Here is a 15,651-nt window from a genome sequence, read left to right as displayed (position 1 = left end):
TTTACGGAGGGTAAAATGAACATAGTTTATTCAAGTTCTGACAGCTATGCACCGATTGCGGGTGTGTCGATAATGTCTTTACTTCATAACAATACAGACTCTGAAAGCATCAATATTTATATGATAGACAACAGCATTTCTGCCGAGAACAAACATCGCTTTGAAGAAATGGTCGGCAAATACGGACGCACCATTCACTTTATACCTCAGCCCGACCTCAACAAAAAGGCAGGCGTGGAAATTGAGGTTGGCAGATGGAATATCAGTACCTTTTTCAGACTTTTTCTTTGCACCATTTTGCCTGACGATATAGACAGATGTATTTATCTTGACTGCGACACAGTTATTCGCCACTCGCTAAAGGAATTTTGGGAAACAGACCTCGGTGACAAGGTTGTGGCGGCTGTTGACGACTGCCGAAGTGACCGCTACAAAGCCGAGCTTAACCTTGACAGCAACAGCACCTACACAAACAACGGCGTACTGCTCATTGACCTTAAAAGCTGGCGTGAGATGAATGTTGAAAAGGAATTTCTCGACTTTATCATTGCGCACAACGGCGACATAACCTATGTTGACCAAGGTGTGCTCAACGGTGTTCTCGCCAAAAAGGGACTTGTAAAGGTAGTACATACAAAATATGACGCAATGACTGTATTCTTCGACTTTAATTTTAAAGACCTGATGAAGGTCAGAAAGCCTGAGCACCATCTAAGCGAACAGGAGTACAGCGAAACGGTAACAGACCCGTATATTATTCACTATACTTCGTGCTTTTTGTCGGGTACACGACCATGGAACGAAAACAACAACCACCCGTTTGTCGGCGATTACCTAAAGTACAAGGCTATGTCGCCATGGAAAGACTTTCCGCAGTACCCCGATGACAGAAAGAAATCTAAAAAACTGATGACAAGTGTGTGCAATGCCATGCCAAAGGGTATGATGATTGCCGTAATCTCGCTTGTTCACTCAAAGCTCTACCCTATGGCACGAGCATTAAAACAAAAAGGCAGGGCCGAATAAATGAAAATTCTGCTTGTAAATAAATACCACTATGTAAAAGGCGGCAGTGAAACCTATCACTTCGGACTTGCAAAATTGCTTGAAGAACATGGCAACGAAGTAATATATTTTGCTATGCAAGACGAAAAAAATTACGATTGCGCACAGGCAAAGTATTTTTCAAAAAATGTTGATTTCAACAAGAGTATGTCGCCGTTTGAGAAACTCACAGCAGGTATGCACGCCCTGTATTCGTTTGATGCTAAAAAGAAAATCGAACAGCTTATTGAGGCAGAAAAGCCCGATATTGTGCATATAAATTTGGTTCACAGACACATTACGCTTTCTATTTTGAACGCAATACAAAAGTATAATATTCCTGTTGTGTTTACGGCGCACGACCTCAACTGCGTGTGCCCTACACACACTATGCTTTGCGGCGACAAGGTGTGCGACCGCTGCGTGGCTGAGCACAGCTACAAGCCTGCACTTGAGCAGAAATGCGTAAAAAACTCCGCACTTCAAACCTACCTTGCTGTTATTGAGGCTAAGAACTACGAGAGAATGAAGATGTACGATAAAATCGACTTCTACATTTGTCCGTCTGATTTTTACAGAAAGCAGTTTGTAAAATCGGGCATCACAAAAAATCCCGTTGTGCATTGGGTGAACTTTTTGCCTGTCGGCACAGAATACAAGCTATGCAGCAACGCAAAGGACTATTTCCTTTTCTTTGGCAGACTTTCGGTTGAAAAGGGACTTATGTCACTTGTAAAGGCATACCACAAGGGCAACTTTAAAAACAAACTTTACCTTGTGGGTGACGGTCCTCTGCGTGAGGAGCTTGAAAACTATGTTAAAGAAAACAACCTTACAGAAAAGGTTATTTTTACAGGTTTTCAGAGCGGTGACGCACTGAAAAAATATGTTGAAGAGGCAAAGTGCGTTATTCTGCCGAGTGAATGGTACGAAAACGGGCCTTACTCTATTCTTGAGGCTATTGCACTTGGCAAGCCTGCCATTGTAAGCAGCAACGGCGGTCTACCCGAAATTGTTGATGACGGAAAAACAGGCTTTATTTGCGAGCCGAATAATCCCGACAGCCTTTGTGCTTGCCTTGAAAAGATGAACAATCTTACCGAGGACGAGTACCTTGCAATGTCAAAGGCGGCGCTTGAAAAGGCAAGGGAAAACTGCGACTGCGAAAAATACTATGAAAAGCTGATGAACTGCTACAAAGATTTGATTAAAGCAAAGGGTGGCAAAAAGATATGACATTATTAAAAATATATTGGCGCTTAAAAGCCGTTTTTAAAAAGCTATGTTTTAAAATTATGTTCGGAAAAAGATTTTCTATCGGCAAAAACACAACTTTCCGCAAAAATTTTGGACTTTACCTTGAAAAGGGTGCGTCAATCAAAATCGGTAACGATTGCTTTTTCAATCGTGGCTGTTCTATCAACTGCCTTGAAAGCGTAGAAATCGGCGACCATACAATTTTCGGCGAAAATGTAAAAATTTATGACCAAAACCATAAATTCAGAGATAGAACAAAGCTCATTCGTGAGCAGGGTTACTCGGTGGGCAAGGTGAAAATCGGCAGTAACTGCTGGATTTGCACCAATGCCGTTATTCTTAAAGGCGTAGAAATCGGCGACAACTGCGTTATAGGCGCAGGCTGTGTAATTTATCGTGACATTCCCGCAAACTCTGTTGTGAAAAGCAACGGCGGAATCACTATTGAAACTTTGGAGTAACATATGAAAAAGAAGAAAACTGTTGCATATCTTACAAGACACGCCGTATCTAACTACGGCTCTGTACTTCAGGCATATGCAACACAAACCGCTCTTGAAAAGCTCGGCGCAAATGCCGTATGTATAGATTATTACCGAACAGACGAAAAAACCGAAAATCTTGTTGACACAAGACTCAAAAGTGTGAGTGCAAAGTGGAATAAAAATGCACTCACTCGTCTTGTTTTTAAAGCAACTCAAAATCCCGTATATAAATTTGCGGATAAGCGATTTGCAGAGTACAGAAAAATCGTTAAGGTGACCGACAAGGAATACAACAGCGAACAGGAGCTTGCCGCCGATATTCCTCAGGCAGATATTTATATGACAGGCAGTGATCAGGTGTGGAATACCGTTGTGTGCGGTGAGATTGACCCTGTATATTTTCTGTCGTTTTTGCCCGACAGTGCAAAGAAGATTGCATATGCCGCAAGTTTTGGCGGCAGTGAAGTTTTGCCAAATGACAAAGAAAACATTAAAAAGTGGCTTAAACGCTACGATAAAATTACAATTCGTGAAAACAGCGGTGTAAAAATCGCAAACGAACTCGGAGTGCCTGCCGAGCAGGTGCTTGACCCTACCTTTTTGCTTGAAAAATCAGAGTGGGAAAAGCTCATACCTCAGCGAGAGTGCAGCGAAAAATATGTGCTTGTGTATCAGCTCCACCCAAACAAACAATTTGACGAATACGCAAAGCAGTACGCAAAGAAAAAGGGACTTAAACTCTACCGACTGAGCCACTGTTTCCACCATATTGTGAGGAGCGGCAAATTTGTTTGCTGTCCTCCAATCGGTGAATTTTTGTGGTACATAAAAAATGCCGAGCATTTCCTTACCGATTCTTTCCATGGCACTGCCTTTGCAATCGGTCTTAACACACAATTTACCGATGTTCTGCCAAAGAGTTACAGCGAAAGAATCTCAAGTATTCTTCAGCTTATCGGCTACGAAAACAGAATACTCAAAAGCTACAACGACTTTGACATTGACAGCGAAAAAATAGATTTTGAAAAGGTAAACGAAAAAATATCGGCAGAGCGTAAAAAATCGCTTGATATTCTTAAAAATATGATAGGTGATTAATTGTGAACAATATACTTCAGCTTGGCAAAAGCTGCTGCGGCTGCTCAGGCTGTGAGCAGATTTGTCCTAAAAAATGTATAACCATACAACCCGACAGCGAGGGATTTCTCTGCCCTGTTGTTGACGAAAGCAAGTGCGTTGACTGCGGTCTGTGCGTAAAGCACTGCCCCATTATGACTGACGCAAAGCGTTGCGATGAGCCAAAGGTGTATGCGGCAAAGTACAAAGACCGCACCTCGGCTTTTAAAAGCACATCGGGCGGACTTTTTATTCCGCTTGCAAAGGAAGTGCTTGCAAGGGGCGGCGTTGTTTTCGGCTGTGCATATGACGAAAATCTTGTTGCAAGGCACATTGCCGTAAGCAATGAAAGCGAGCTTTACAAATTGCAAAGCTCTAAGTATGTGCAGAGCGACACCCGAGGTATTTATAAGCAGGTAAAAACCTTGCTTGCAGACGATAAATATGTTTTGTTCAGCGGTACAGGCTGTCAGGTCGCAGGACTTAAAACATTCCTTAACAAGGACTGCGAAAAACTGCTTACCGTTGACATTGTGTGCCATGGTGTGCCAAGTCCTGCACTCTTTAAAAATTATGTTGACTATATGGGCAGAAAGCTCGGCGGAAAACTCACCTCATACAATTTCAGAAGTAAAGAAAAACGAGGCTGGGACTTGTATTACAAGGCTGAAAACGGCAAAAAAAGCAAGTCGGACTACGGATTTTTTGACCCGTATTACAGCGCCTTTCTCTACTGCAAAACCTACCGAGAGAGCTGTTACGAATGTAAATTTGCCAATAAAAACAGAGTGGGCGATATTTCGCTTGCCGATTTTTGGGGTATTCAAAAATTTCACCCCGATTTTTATGACGAAAACGGAGTATCTCTCGTACTCGTAAATACCGAAAAGGGCAAAGATTATTTTGACCTGATAAAAGACAGGCTCGAAATTATAGAATCGGATTACGAAAAAGCCTCTGCCATGAACTCAAACCTTGTCGTGGCATCAGAAAGACCGGCGTGCAGAGATACAATTTATGACGGCTTTGACGGCTTAGATTTTGACAGCTATGTCAAAACAAAACTTGCGTTCAAGGTAAACCCGAAAACCAAAATCAAAAAAATGATACCTCTCGGCGTAAAGAGGGTACTGAAAAAACTGCATTAAGCAAAACAGGAAGGAAACGAAAATGAAAGTATTACAGATTGCTGTCGGAATCAACGGTGGCGGTGTGGGCGCTGTTTTATTGAACTTTTACACCCATATGAACCACAACGATGTAAAATTTGACATCATAATTGATGATTTGCCGTCAGTTAAAAACGGCAGTCTTAACGAGGACGCATTTAAAAAAATGGGCTGTAATATTTTTCGTGTTACTCCCAAATCGCAAAATCTGAGCGAGAACATCAGGCAGGTCAGCGAGATTATGAAAAACGGCAATTACGATATTCTCCACTCAAATATGGAGGAATGGTCGGCGCTGTACTGCAAGCTCGGCAAAAAATACGGCATAAAAACAAGAATTGCCCACGCACACCTTGCGTATGTAAACAATCCGAGCTTTGTAAAAAGAATGTATAACAGTGTGCTAAAGGTAGGACTTCGCCGCTACGCAACAGACTTTTTTGCTTGCAGTAAGGACGCAGGCAGGTATCTTTTCGGCGACAAAATTCTTGAAAAAAGCAATTTCAGAGTTTTGCCGAATGCGATTGATACAAAAAGCTACTCCTACAATCCGAGCACAAGAAAAAGAATAAGAAACGAGTTTGGCATAGCTGACACCACCTTTGCGGTAGGCTTTGTAGGCAGACTTTATTATCAGAAAAATCCCGAAAGAATGTTGAGCATATTCAATGAAATTTGCAAGCTCCACCCCGATTCTCACCTTGTTATAGTCGGCGACTACAAAAGCTATGCAAAATTTGACGGACTTAAAAAATATGCCGAAGAGAACGGATTTTCCGATAAAATTACCTATACGGGACTTAGAAAAGATGTGCCCGATGTTATGCAGGCATTTGACGCATTTGTTCTTCCGTCAAGATACGAGGGCTTTGGCATTGTGTATATTGAGGCTCAGGCGGCAGGTCTTATGACCTTTGGTACGGCAAAGGTTGTGCCTGAGGAGGTTGACTGCACACCGCTTATGCACTTTATTGATTCTCAGTCAGAGGATAAACTCTGGGCAAAGCAAATTCTTGAAAACAGCCTTGACTACGAGCGAAAAGATATGGCTAAGGAAATAGAAAACTGCGGCTTTGAAATTTCTGTTGAGGCTAAAAAGCTGCAGCAATTTTATGAAGATAAAACAAAAGGCAACTAAACTTCGGAGGTTCAGAAATTTATGTTAGGTCTGGCAACCCCATTTAAAACTCAAAATTACGGTACAAAATTGCAGGCATATGCTATGCAGTCCATATTTACCGAAATGGGATATGATACCGAAATTATCAACTTTACATATACATCGAGCAAAAAAGACAAGCTCGCCACACTGCTCTCGCCCAAAAAACTTGCGGCAAAAATCAAATATAAAAAGTCGCAAAAGGGTATGGCAGGCAATGCGGAATACTCAAAGTGTATGGCTCAGAGGAACGCAGGCTTTGACAATTTTGTAAATCAAAATCTGCGCATAACCCGTAATTTTCTCAGCCTTGCAGCTCTAAAAGAATACAGCAAAAGATACGATGCCGTAATTTGCGGAAGCGACCAAATTTGGCTGCCTGTTCATATTCAACAGCAGTATTACACGCTTTCCTTCGTTCCAAAGGGAACTCGCAGAATTGCGTATGCGCCGAGTTTTGGCATAAACTCGGTTGAGAAAGCCGATGAAAGCCTTTATAAATCAGCTATCAACGGCTTTGACAGCCTTTCCTGCCGAGAAATGAGCGGCTGCGACATAATAAAAAACCTCACAAACAAAGAGGCTCAGCTTGTTCTTGACCCAACCCTTATGGTTGACAAGAAAATATGGGACAAAATGAGCGGAAGTACACCGAAGGTTGACGGCGAGTACATATTCTGCTACTTCCTCGGCAAAAATCCTGAGCATAGAAAAAAGGTTAGAAAGCTCGCCGAAAAAACAGGCTTAAAGGTTGTGTGCCTGCCGTATATTGACGGCTATACGGAGTCGGACAACGGATATGCTGACCTTGCGCTTTACGATATTGCGCCCGACGGCTTTGTAAACCTTATTAAAAACGCAAAGTATGTTTGCACCGATTCTTTCCATGGCAGTGTGTTCTCTACCATTTTTGAAAGGCAATACTTTGTGTTCGAGCGCTTTGCTCAGGGCACTAAGGGTTCAACCAACACAAGGCTTGAGTCGCTTTTAAAAAGCCTTGGTCTTGAATACAGACAGATAAAAGACAGCGAGCTTGCCGACGAATGGGACGGCAAACTAAACAAAACTCTAAACAAAACTATTGATTATACACAGGTGCAGGCAAGGCTTGAAAAATTAAAGGCTCATTCTGCCGAATACATTACCGCTGCGCTTGACGGAATTTTGCCTGCCCATGAAAAACATATAAAGCTGTATGACAAGCACGATTGCTGCGGCTGTTCGGCGTGTGCCGACAAATGTCCTGTCAAAGCTATAAGTATGAAACCCGACAGCGAGGGATTTGTGTATGCAAATGTTGACGAATCGGCGTGCATAGGCTGCGGTGCGTGCATTAAAGCCTGCCCAATAAAGCAGTTTAAAAAGGGTACAGCTGAATTTTCGGCTGTTGCGGCATACAGCAAAGATGAGAATATTCGCCACGAGAGCACTTCGGGCGGAATTTTTACCCACCTTGCAAAAGCGATAATAAGCAACGGCGGCGTTGTTATAGGCGCTGCGTTTGATGAAAACTTCGGTGTAAGACACATTGCCGTTGATAATATAGATGACCTTAAAAAATTCAGAAGTTCAAAATATGTTCAGAGTAACACTCAGGGCATTTATAAGGAAACCAAAGCCTTGCTCGATAATAAGAAAACGGTTCTTTTCTCAGGCACTCCTTGTCAGATAAGGGCGCTAAAGAGCTTTTTGGGCAAGGATTACGAAAATCTTATAACGGTTGATTTGTTCTGCCATGGTGCTCCGTCACCTAAAATTTGGAATAAGTACCTTGAATTTGCAAATGCGAATAACGAACATATCAACTCGGTTTCTTTCCGTGACAAAAGGATAAGCTGGGAAAATTATTCCCTCACCATTAAGTATAAAGACCACGAAAAATCGGCTTTTTGGAAAGACGATGCCTTCGCAAGAGGATTTGGTTTTTCACTTTTCAACCGTCCTGCTTGCAGCACCTGCCGACTAAAGTCTTTCCCACGAATCAGCGATATTACACTCGGAGATTTGTGGCTTATTCAGCAGATTTTCCCCGACCTTGACGACCACAAGGGAATTTCTTTTGTACTGTTAAACAACGAAAAAGGCAAAAAGCTCTTTGACAGCATTAAAAGCGAAATCTTTTTCAGAGATATTCCAAAAGAAAAGCTCAGGCTCACCTATCCTGTTATGGGCACACCGACAAAGGCGCACCCAAACAGAGAGACTTTCTTTAATCGGCTTGACACCGTTCCTTTTGACGAACTTGTGTTTAAATATGCAACGGTTGACAAAAAGAGGGAATTTAAAATTAAACGCAACAAAGTTTTAAGCAAACTCGGTATTTTACCCGTCCTTAAAAGGCTTAAAAAGATGCTGTAATATAAGGAGGTTACAATGAAAAAGCTAATGAATCAACGCTGGTTTATCGCCCTTGTATTTATGGTGCTTTATAAGCCTGCAATGTTTTCTCAAATGCCTGCGCTGCACACATTCGATACCATATCAAATGTGTTTAAGATTATGGTAATAGCCGTTCTCGGCGTATGGTTCGTTTACTTTTACCAAAAAGTGTCGCTGTTCTTTGTAGGAATAGTTTTCTTTGAGGTGTGGCGTGTACTTGCAACAATTTATTGCGGAGGTAATTACACCTCACTGTTCATCGCCATACTAAATGCCCTTGCAATCTGCCTTGTTGTGGAAATGGGACTGAAAACAGACCCCGACGCACTGCTTGACGGCGCATCGTTTACGCTCGGACTGTTTGTGCTTATAAATTTTGCAACTGTACTTCTGTTTCCGCAAGGTATGTACGAGTTTAACACATTTACGCAAAACTACTTTCTCGGATACAGAAACAACTCAATTATGCTGTTTTTCCCTGCGATTATCTTCTCAATAGTTCGCTCGCTGAGAAAGTACAACAAGCTGACGCTTTCGTCATTTGTAATTACTGCGGTATCGTTTGCCACTGTAATACTTGCGTTCTCGGCAACAAGTGTAATCGGTATGACTGTATTTACACTCTTCCTCTTGCTTGCACTCATAAACAAAATGCCGAATTTTCTCAATATCATTACCTATCTCGCAATAAATATTGCGTATTTCTTCGGTGTAATCATCCTCAGATTACAGGAGGCATTTGCGTTTATTATTGTAGATATGCTCGGCAGGGACCTTACCTTTACGGGAAGAACTAAGATTTGGGACAGTGCGCTTGCCGCCTTTGCAAAATCGCCTGTATTTGGTGTTGGTGAAATTGAAAATCAGGCATCACGAGATCTTATCGGCGCTACCCATGCCCACAACTATTATCTTGACCTTTTATACAAAAGCGGCCTGCCGGGATTTTTAATCTTCTTTGCAATTCTTATCATCTGCGGTGTGGCGCTGTATAGAAACAGAAAAAACGGCAAAATTCCTTTTATTGTATCGGGCGCAATTTGTGCCTTTATGATTATGCTGCAAAGCGAGGCATACTACAACATTTACTACTTCTTCTCAATCCTTACTTTGGCCGCCTTTATTCCTTATGCTCTGCCAAAAAAGGACGAGGACGGAAACTTTATTTTTGAAGAAAAGGGAAAGCATTCGCTGAAGAAAAAACACAGCTATCATTATTATTTAAGGAAGTGACTTTCACTTGGCAAGTAAAGCGGAAAAGGGCAACAAAAGCCTTAAAGCGAGCGCATTTTACCTTGTAGGAAATCTTTTTAACAAAGCGCTTGCTTTCTTTACAATCCCTATATTCACACGACTTCTCACAACCTCTGAGTACGGTATATCGCAAACCTACCTTTCGTGGGTAAGCATACTTACACTCATAGTGGGTATGTCGCTCGGCAACTCAATAAGAACGGCTTACATTGACTTTGGTGACGATATCGAGGGATATATGTCCTCAATCTACGGACTGTCACTTCTCAGCTTTGTGGGTTCTTCGGCGCTCATAATTACAGGAATGCTCATATGGAGCGACATTGACATTGTGCTTGTAATCTGCTGTCTTATGCAGTCGTATTTTCAGTTTGTATCAACCGCAATGACCACCAAATATATGATGAAGGTTGACTACATAAAAAAGACCCTTTTGCTGGCACTGCCGAACCTGACGATACAGGTTGCCGCAATTATAACAATTCTAAATATGCATGGCGACAATAAGTATATGGGTTACATTATCCCATATGCCGCTGTTTACACCATAGTGGGCATATACTTTGTGATTGCGTCATTTATAAGGGGCAAAAAGGTATTTAACAAGTTGTATTGGAAATATGCCCTCACCTACTCATTGCCGCTTATTTTCCACGGACTTTCGCTTGTACTGCTGTCAAGCTCAGACCGAATTATGATTACCAACCTGTATAATTCTTCCGAAACAGGTGTTTACAGCCTGATTTATAATCTAAGTATGGTTGCGATGGCTGTTACCGCATCTCTTGAGGCGGTGTGGGTGCCTTGGTTTACACGAAAGCTGATGACCAATGAAAAGGATATCATCAACAAAAATATTACAAAGTACCTTGAAATCGCCCTTGTTGTAATGCTTTGCCTGATGTTTGTTGCGCCTGAAATTGTAAAAATCATGGCTACAAAGGAGTATTACAGCGGTATATATATGATTCCGCCGCTTGTATTTGCATCTTTTGAAATGTATATGTATACGGTTTATGTAAATGTAGAATATTACTACAAGTCCACAAAATACATAGCATTCAACACCATTGTGGCGGCAGTTACAAACATTGTGCTCAACTTTATTTTTGTGCCGATGTTCGGCGGTATGGCAGCCTGCTTTACAACGGTAGCGTCTTATATGGTTTCTTTTATAATGCACTCCCATCACTCAAGAAAGCTCGACAAAGACCTCTTCCCTATCAGACAGTTTGCATTGCCGACAATAATATTTATAGTTGCCATCGTGCTTGCGTATCTGCTTATGGATTTGTGGCTTGTCCGCTGGATTATTGTAGTTGCAGGCTTTGGCTGTTATGCTGTATTTGCACTGGTAACAAAGAGATTTGCAACATTCTTAAAATAAAATTAAATGATTAACTCCCCTTGGCTAATGCTCAAGGGGAGTTTTTGTGTGAAATATTCTAAGCTCATTTTGCTTAGCTTAAGTCGGGCAACAAAGTAAAGCAACAGCCAAACTTTCCGTCCCAAAGTTAAAAGTTTGGTCAACCTTTTCAAAGGTTGTGGGTGTGGGCAACGCCCACAAATACTTTCCGTTTATTGCAATCTGACGATAGCCAAACAGCAAGCTGTTTGGCGACTTAACACAACGGCGAATGCCTTTAAATGCGAAAGCAAAAAGAAAAGACATTCACTATATAATGAAAAAAGTTAATTATTTCTTTTATAAAAGGCTGTCGCCTGTTTTTCAAACTATGTGCAAGCACGCAAACAGCGTGGCTGTTTGCGCCTGATAAATTGTTATATCGGAAGATTTTATGGGCGCTGCCCAAACCCGCAATTTTTGAAAAAATTGAGTAAACTTTTTTGTTTTTGGACGGATAATTTAGCGTTAGCTAAATTTCAATCCCCGAGCGACACTCCGCTAAACCATAATCTAATAAAATTAATCCGATTACTTATTCGTAAGTATCATCTGCAAAGCTGTAACATCTCTTGAATCAATTGTGCCTTCATCTGTTATATCCGCATAGCCAAGGTCGCTGTCAGGAATAATCGGTGCACCGCTCTCATCGGTAAAGCCTGCAATATATCTCTGCAAATGAGTTACATCGTTTACATCTACTTTGCCGTCATTGTTGATGTCGCCGAATTCTCTCTCATCAAAAATCAACGAATAATTAATGCCGTTTGTTTTTGCGTATTCGTGAGCATATGAATTTTCGTAACATTTGATTGTTACATTATCGCAAAATTCAAACACATCATTGCCGATTGATTCAACGCTTTTCGGAATGTTAATTGATTTAAGATTTTCGCAGTTCATAAATACTGCAGAACCAATCTGTTGAATATTTCCGTTAACGGTTACTTTCTGAAGTGAAGTGCAGTTTAAAAATGCACTGTCGTCAATACCGAATTCCACGCTTTCCGGAATAACGATATTCTTAAGGCTTATACAATGTGCAAAAGCCGACTCACCGATATTTACAACATCGGGTAAAGTGATACTTTCAAGACTTTCGCAGCCGTAAAATGTTTCTTCACAAATTGTATATAAACTCTTCGGCAGTTTTACCTCTCTAAGATTTATACATTCCTCAAAAGCCATACTACCTATATACTCTACACTGTCGGCTATATCAATGCTTGTCAGTTCCTCGTCACCGTAGAAAAGACCGTCAGCCACAACAACCGTACCGTCTTTTATAGTTTCGTTTGCCTTAAAGTCGCCCTTATATGCACAAGCTGATTTGCCGTAATATACAATACCGTCGGGCTGGCTGTTGTACCAAGCTGTTTCTACAAATGCAGTCGGCGCTGTCCGTACCGCAGTTTCATTATAATTTATGTCTGTAAGACTTGAACAACCGTAAAATGCCATTGCCTGCACTCCGCAGGAATCCGGGATTGTTACTGTTTTAAGTGCGGAACACCCCTCAAAAGCGGATACACCGATACTTGTAAGGCTGTCGGGCAAATTGATTTTTTTAACATATTCGTTATAAGAAAGGAAATCGTCATTAATTGCGTATGTATCATCTTTAAATGTCAATGTGCTGTCTGTAAAATCACCGATTATCTTGTATGCAAAGTCGCCTGCATAAAGCACACCGTCAGGAGCACTCTGCTCCCAAAGAGTGTATTCAAAGGCAGTTTGCGGAATTGAGTATATAGAGTCGGGGAATTTTATATTAATAAGGCTTTGACATACGGAAAACGCATTTTCGCCTATAAGCGAGCAGTTCGTAAGGTCAATATCATCGAGATTTGAACAATACACAAAGGCGCCTGCGCCAATCTGACTTACATTTTCAAGATTTATACTGTAAAGTGAGTCGCACTCATAAAAAGCACAATCGCCGATTGTTTCTGTATTTTCGGAAAGCGTTACTGAATTTAGGTTTGAACAGCCTTCAAATGCGCTTTCACCGACATAAGTAACCGACTCCGAGAGTTTTATATCTGTAAGCTGAGTACAGCCGCTGAATGTGTAATCATCAATTTCCTCTAATTTGGCAGGAATATTTACCGTTGTTAATTTTGAACAGCCGTAAAATGCAGAAGGTCCGATTTTGGTTACGCCGTCGGGCAGAGTAACCTTTTTGAGGTCAACAGAATCCTCAAAAGCACTTGAGCCGATGCTCTCGACTGACTCCGGCACAACAACACTGTTTAATTTTGCTTTTTTAGATAAAGCATAGTCGCCAATGCGTACGATTTTGCGGCCGTCTATCGTCTGCGGAATTACAAGTGCGTTTGCCGAGCCTGTGTAATCCACAATGGTAGCGACATTGTCCTCTACGGTATAAACAAAGTCACCGCTTGTTATTTTTGTGACAGTGCCAATGCTTTCTTGAGCGCCTGCTGTCAGCGATACTGCGCCGAGTGAGCCTAAGGTAAGCATTGCCGACATAAAAACGGACATCGCCTTAATTGATTTTTTCATAAATTCGCCCACTTTTATTGATTTATATATTTCCACAGCTTGTCTGCCGAGGTTTTCTGATTGCCGATAAAGTCAAGGTCTGTACCTTGCAACTTATTCATACTGTCGCCGAATACAAGTCCCGTGCCAAAATCGCCGTTGTCGTTTCTTCCGCTGTACAGCACTATATAGTTACCGTTTGTATAAATAAAAGCCGAACGGTACAGTCCGCCGCCGTCCCAATTTGACGGATCGGACGACGGTTTGAGCACAACCTGCGCTTCGCTCCAATCAAAGCCGTTTGACGATGTTGCGTGGTAAAGGCTCATATGCTTGCGGTCTGATTTATTTTGGGTCGAGCAAGCAAGAAGTTCGTATTTTCCGTTAATTTTTTCAACATCAATATGCCATGTATATGTCGTTGTCGGGTAAGTTAATGCAGTCACCGCACTGTCCGACCAAACACCGTCCTTATACTCCTTGTACCAAACCTTGTAGCCGTTTACATACCACAGCTTGTAAGTCCCGTTTTCGTAAACGATTGCAGGACTTACCATATCGTATTTTTTGCGGTTATCGGTTTCATACACAGGTGTACGGCCGCTCCATTTATTGCCGTCATATGAGTAACGCATATAAAGAGCCATATAGTTTTTTTCGTAATCTGTATATCGCCAAAAAAGTTCCAAACGGTTTTTGTCGGGATTATACACAAGCTCGGAGTCGGAATTAAACCTTACCCCTGCCTTGTAATCATCTCGAATACCCTCGCAAAATTTGATTTCCGAATAATTTATAAGGTCGTTTGAACCGACAATTGTCGGATTTTCGTACTTATCGTTTCCGTTCGGATACGGCGTGTACGAAATCCAATAGCGGTATCCGTTCCAGCTTTTGCCCACATCCGCAACCTTTGGGTGGTAGGCATTGTTTGGATACTTGCTGTCTGCTCCGCTGTATACGCTCTTAAAATTCAGCTTGCTTTTTGAATTTGACTGCAAATTAAAGTCAGGCTTTATATAAAAACTGCCGTTAATTATATTTTGGGCATAGGTAACATCGTTTACATTTATAATGCCCGATTTATCAAAATCGGCTTTGCTGTCGAGCGTATCTCCGTTTGCTATTCCCTCTTGCAGGTAGGTGACATCCTGTACATCAAAAATGCCGTCACCGTTCAGGTCGTATTTATTTATGTCATACGCAGACGCACTGATTGCAACAGACGAAACTGCAACAACCGCAAGCAATGCCGATACGGCTTTTTTTAACATCTTATTGTTCATTTGTTAAATACTCCTTTGTAAAATTTTGCATTAATATTTTCTCATATATTTACCATTATGTCAATAATAAACAAAATTGTTTGTGGGTATTTTTATCAAATTTTGTAATTCATATTATAAAAATGTGGCTAAAAATAACCTTTTAATCTGTTTTTCCGTAAAATACTAATTTGTTTTATTTTGTTTTGTATGATACACTTTTTTTATTATCACTTTTAAAGAGCTTTTATGTTTAAAGAAACAGACTATTATGACCGAAAAATGAATATATGGGACTGCGACAAAAAGATTGACCTTGAAAAACCTGCGCCACAGAATCTCAGACACACAAACACGATTGATACCATTATCGAATTTTATAAACCCGTGCGAAGCCTATTATTTTTATCGGAATTTTAACATCAAACTTTTTGTCTTTATAAATTAATATTCATTTATAACTTTTTGCAACAAACATCTTATAATTATAAAAATATTGACTTTTTTGCTGTTATTATGTAAAATAAAAGATAACGTATATTTAAAGAATTTAAATCTGATGGCATTTTGATATAATAGATTTGTAAGCCATATAAAGAGGATTGGAGAGAGG

Annotated in this window: 13 protein-coding genes; 10 read left to right on the top strand and 3 right to left on the bottom strand. The window is 41.0% G+C overall.

All coding sequences use genetic code 11. From position 1 onward, the window contains the following. Positions 1–15: 15 nt before the first annotated feature. Genes I2E21_RS05350 through I2E21_RS05310 form a run of 9 tightly spaced genes read left to right on the top strand, consistent with a single transcriptional unit; the run spans position 16 to position 11,250 of the window. The gene (locus I2E21_RS05350) at positions 16–1,026 is read left to right on the top strand and encodes a glycosyltransferase family 8 protein (RefSeq protein ID WP_195410651.1); all 1,011 of its coding nucleotides are present in this window, start codon (positions 16–18) and stop codon (positions 1,024–1,026) included. Further along, positions 1,027–2,280 carry a glycosyltransferase family 4 protein gene (locus tag I2E21_RS05345; protein ID WP_195410650.1) on the top strand — a complete coding sequence of 418 codons (1,254 nt, stop codon included), beginning with the start codon at positions 1,027–1,029 and terminating at the stop codon, positions 2,278–2,280. Beyond that, a complete protein-coding gene (locus tag I2E21_RS05340; protein WP_022234684.1) occupies positions 2,277–2,762 on the top strand; it encodes an acyltransferase in 486 nt (161 codons plus the stop codon). Before I2E21_RS05345 ends, I2E21_RS05340 begins: the two co-directional genes overlap by 4 nt. A gap of 3 nt (positions 2,763–2,765) precedes the next feature. After that, entirely contained in the window at positions 2,766–3,884 is a 1,119-nt protein-coding gene (locus tag I2E21_RS05335) for a polysaccharide pyruvyl transferase family protein (RefSeq protein WP_195410649.1), read from the top strand. 2 nt (positions 3,885–3,886) lie between these two features. Next, positions 3,887–5,050: a Coenzyme F420 hydrogenase/dehydrogenase, beta subunit C-terminal domain gene (locus I2E21_RS05330; RefSeq protein WP_195410648.1), complete on the top strand. Its 1,164-nt coding sequence runs from the start codon at positions 3,887–3,889 to the stop codon at positions 5,048–5,050. Between the two features lie 22 nt (positions 5,051–5,072). Then, positions 5,073–6,209 (top strand): glycosyltransferase, encoded by a 1,137-nt coding sequence (locus I2E21_RS05325; protein WP_178586557.1) that lies wholly within the window; start codon positions 5,073–5,075, stop codon positions 6,207–6,209. Between the two features lie 21 nt (positions 6,210–6,230). Beyond that, entirely contained in the window at positions 6,231–8,588 is a 2,358-nt protein-coding gene (locus I2E21_RS05320) for a polysaccharide pyruvyl transferase family protein (RefSeq protein ID WP_195410647.1), read from the top strand. Positions 8,589–8,603: 15 nt separating this feature from the next. Next, positions 8,604–9,842, top strand: coding sequence for an O-antigen ligase family protein (locus tag I2E21_RS05315; RefSeq protein ID WP_195410646.1), 1,239 nt, complete (start codon positions 8,604–8,606; stop codon positions 9,840–9,842). 7 nt (positions 9,843–9,849) lie between these two features. After that, positions 9,850–11,250: an oligosaccharide flippase family protein gene (locus tag I2E21_RS05310; protein WP_022234678.1), complete on the top strand. Its 1,401-nt coding sequence runs from the start codon at positions 9,850–9,852 to the stop codon at positions 11,248–11,250. 78 nt (positions 11,251–11,328) lie between these two features. Here the strand turns inward: I2E21_RS05310 and I2E21_RS05305 are convergent, their stop codons facing one another. The 3 genes from I2E21_RS05305 to I2E21_RS05295 form a co-directional block, all read right to left on the bottom strand. Continuing rightward, the gene (locus I2E21_RS05305; protein WP_195410645.1) at positions 11,329–11,535 is read right to left on the bottom strand and encodes a hypothetical protein; all 207 of its coding nucleotides are present in this window, start codon (positions 11,533–11,535) and stop codon (positions 11,329–11,331) included. A 264-nt stretch (positions 11,536–11,799) separates the two neighbouring features. After that, a complete protein-coding gene (locus I2E21_RS05300; protein ID WP_195410644.1) occupies positions 11,800–13,794 on the bottom strand; it encodes a leucine-rich repeat protein in 1,995 nt (664 codons plus the stop codon). Between the two features lie 14 nt (positions 13,795–13,808). Continuing rightward, the gene (locus I2E21_RS05295) at positions 13,809–15,059 is read right to left on the bottom strand and encodes a dockerin type I repeat-containing protein (RefSeq protein WP_195410643.1); all 1,251 of its coding nucleotides are present in this window, start codon (positions 15,057–15,059) and stop codon (positions 13,809–13,811) included. Positions 15,060–15,287: 228 nt separating this feature from the next. Between I2E21_RS05295 and I2E21_RS05290 the strand changes: the two genes are divergently transcribed. Further along, entirely contained in the window at positions 15,288–15,458 is a 171-nt protein-coding gene (locus I2E21_RS05290) for a hypothetical protein (protein ID WP_195410642.1), read from the top strand. Positions 15,459–15,651: the final 193 nt, after the last annotated feature.

Source organism: Ruminococcus sp. BSD2780120874_150323_B10, from assembly GCF_015553695.1.
Classification (GTDB): Bacteria; Bacillota; Clostridia; order Oscillospirales; family Acutalibacteraceae; genus Ruminococcoides; species Ruminococcoides intestinale_A.
Note: the sequence above shows the minus strand (reverse complement) of the source record. Positions and strands in the feature narration are given on the sequence as shown.

Bases quoted from the DNA above. Each gene is read 5' to 3' on its own strand.
- I2E21_RS05350 (WP_195410651.1), top strand. From the start codon at position 16: ATGAACATAGTTTATTCAAGTTCTGACAGCTATGCACCGATTGCGGGT.
- I2E21_RS05345 (WP_195410650.1), top strand. From the start codon at position 1,027: ATGAAAATTCTGCTTGTAAATAAATACCACTATGTAAAAGGCGGCAGT.
- I2E21_RS05340 (WP_022234684.1), top strand. From the start codon at position 2,277: ATGACATTATTAAAAATATATTGGCGCTTAAAAGCCGTTTTTAAAAAG.
- I2E21_RS05335 (WP_195410649.1), top strand. From the start codon at position 2,766: ATGAAAAAGAAGAAAACTGTTGCATATCTTACAAGACACGCCGTATCT.
- I2E21_RS05325 (WP_178586557.1), top strand. From the start codon at position 5,073: ATGAAAGTATTACAGATTGCTGTCGGAATCAACGGTGGCGGTGTGGGC.
- I2E21_RS05320 (WP_195410647.1), top strand. From the start codon at position 6,231: ATGTTAGGTCTGGCAACCCCATTTAAAACTCAAAATTACGGTACAAAA.
- I2E21_RS05315 (WP_195410646.1), top strand. From the start codon at position 8,604: ATGAAAAAGCTAATGAATCAACGCTGGTTTATCGCCCTTGTATTTATG.
- I2E21_RS05305 (WP_195410645.1), bottom strand. From the start codon at position 11,535: ATGTCTTTTCTTTTTGCTTTCGCATTTAAAGGCATTCGCCGTTGTGTT.
- I2E21_RS05300 (WP_195410644.1), bottom strand. From the start codon at position 13,794: ATGAAAAAATCAATTAAGGCGATGTCCGTTTTTATGTCGGCAATGCTT.
- I2E21_RS05295 (WP_195410643.1), bottom strand. From the start codon at position 15,059: ATGAACAATAAGATGTTAAAAAAAGCCGTATCGGCATTGCTTGCGGTT.
- I2E21_RS05290 (WP_195410642.1), top strand. From the start codon at position 15,288: ATGTTTAAAGAAACAGACTATTATGACCGAAAAATGAATATATGGGAC.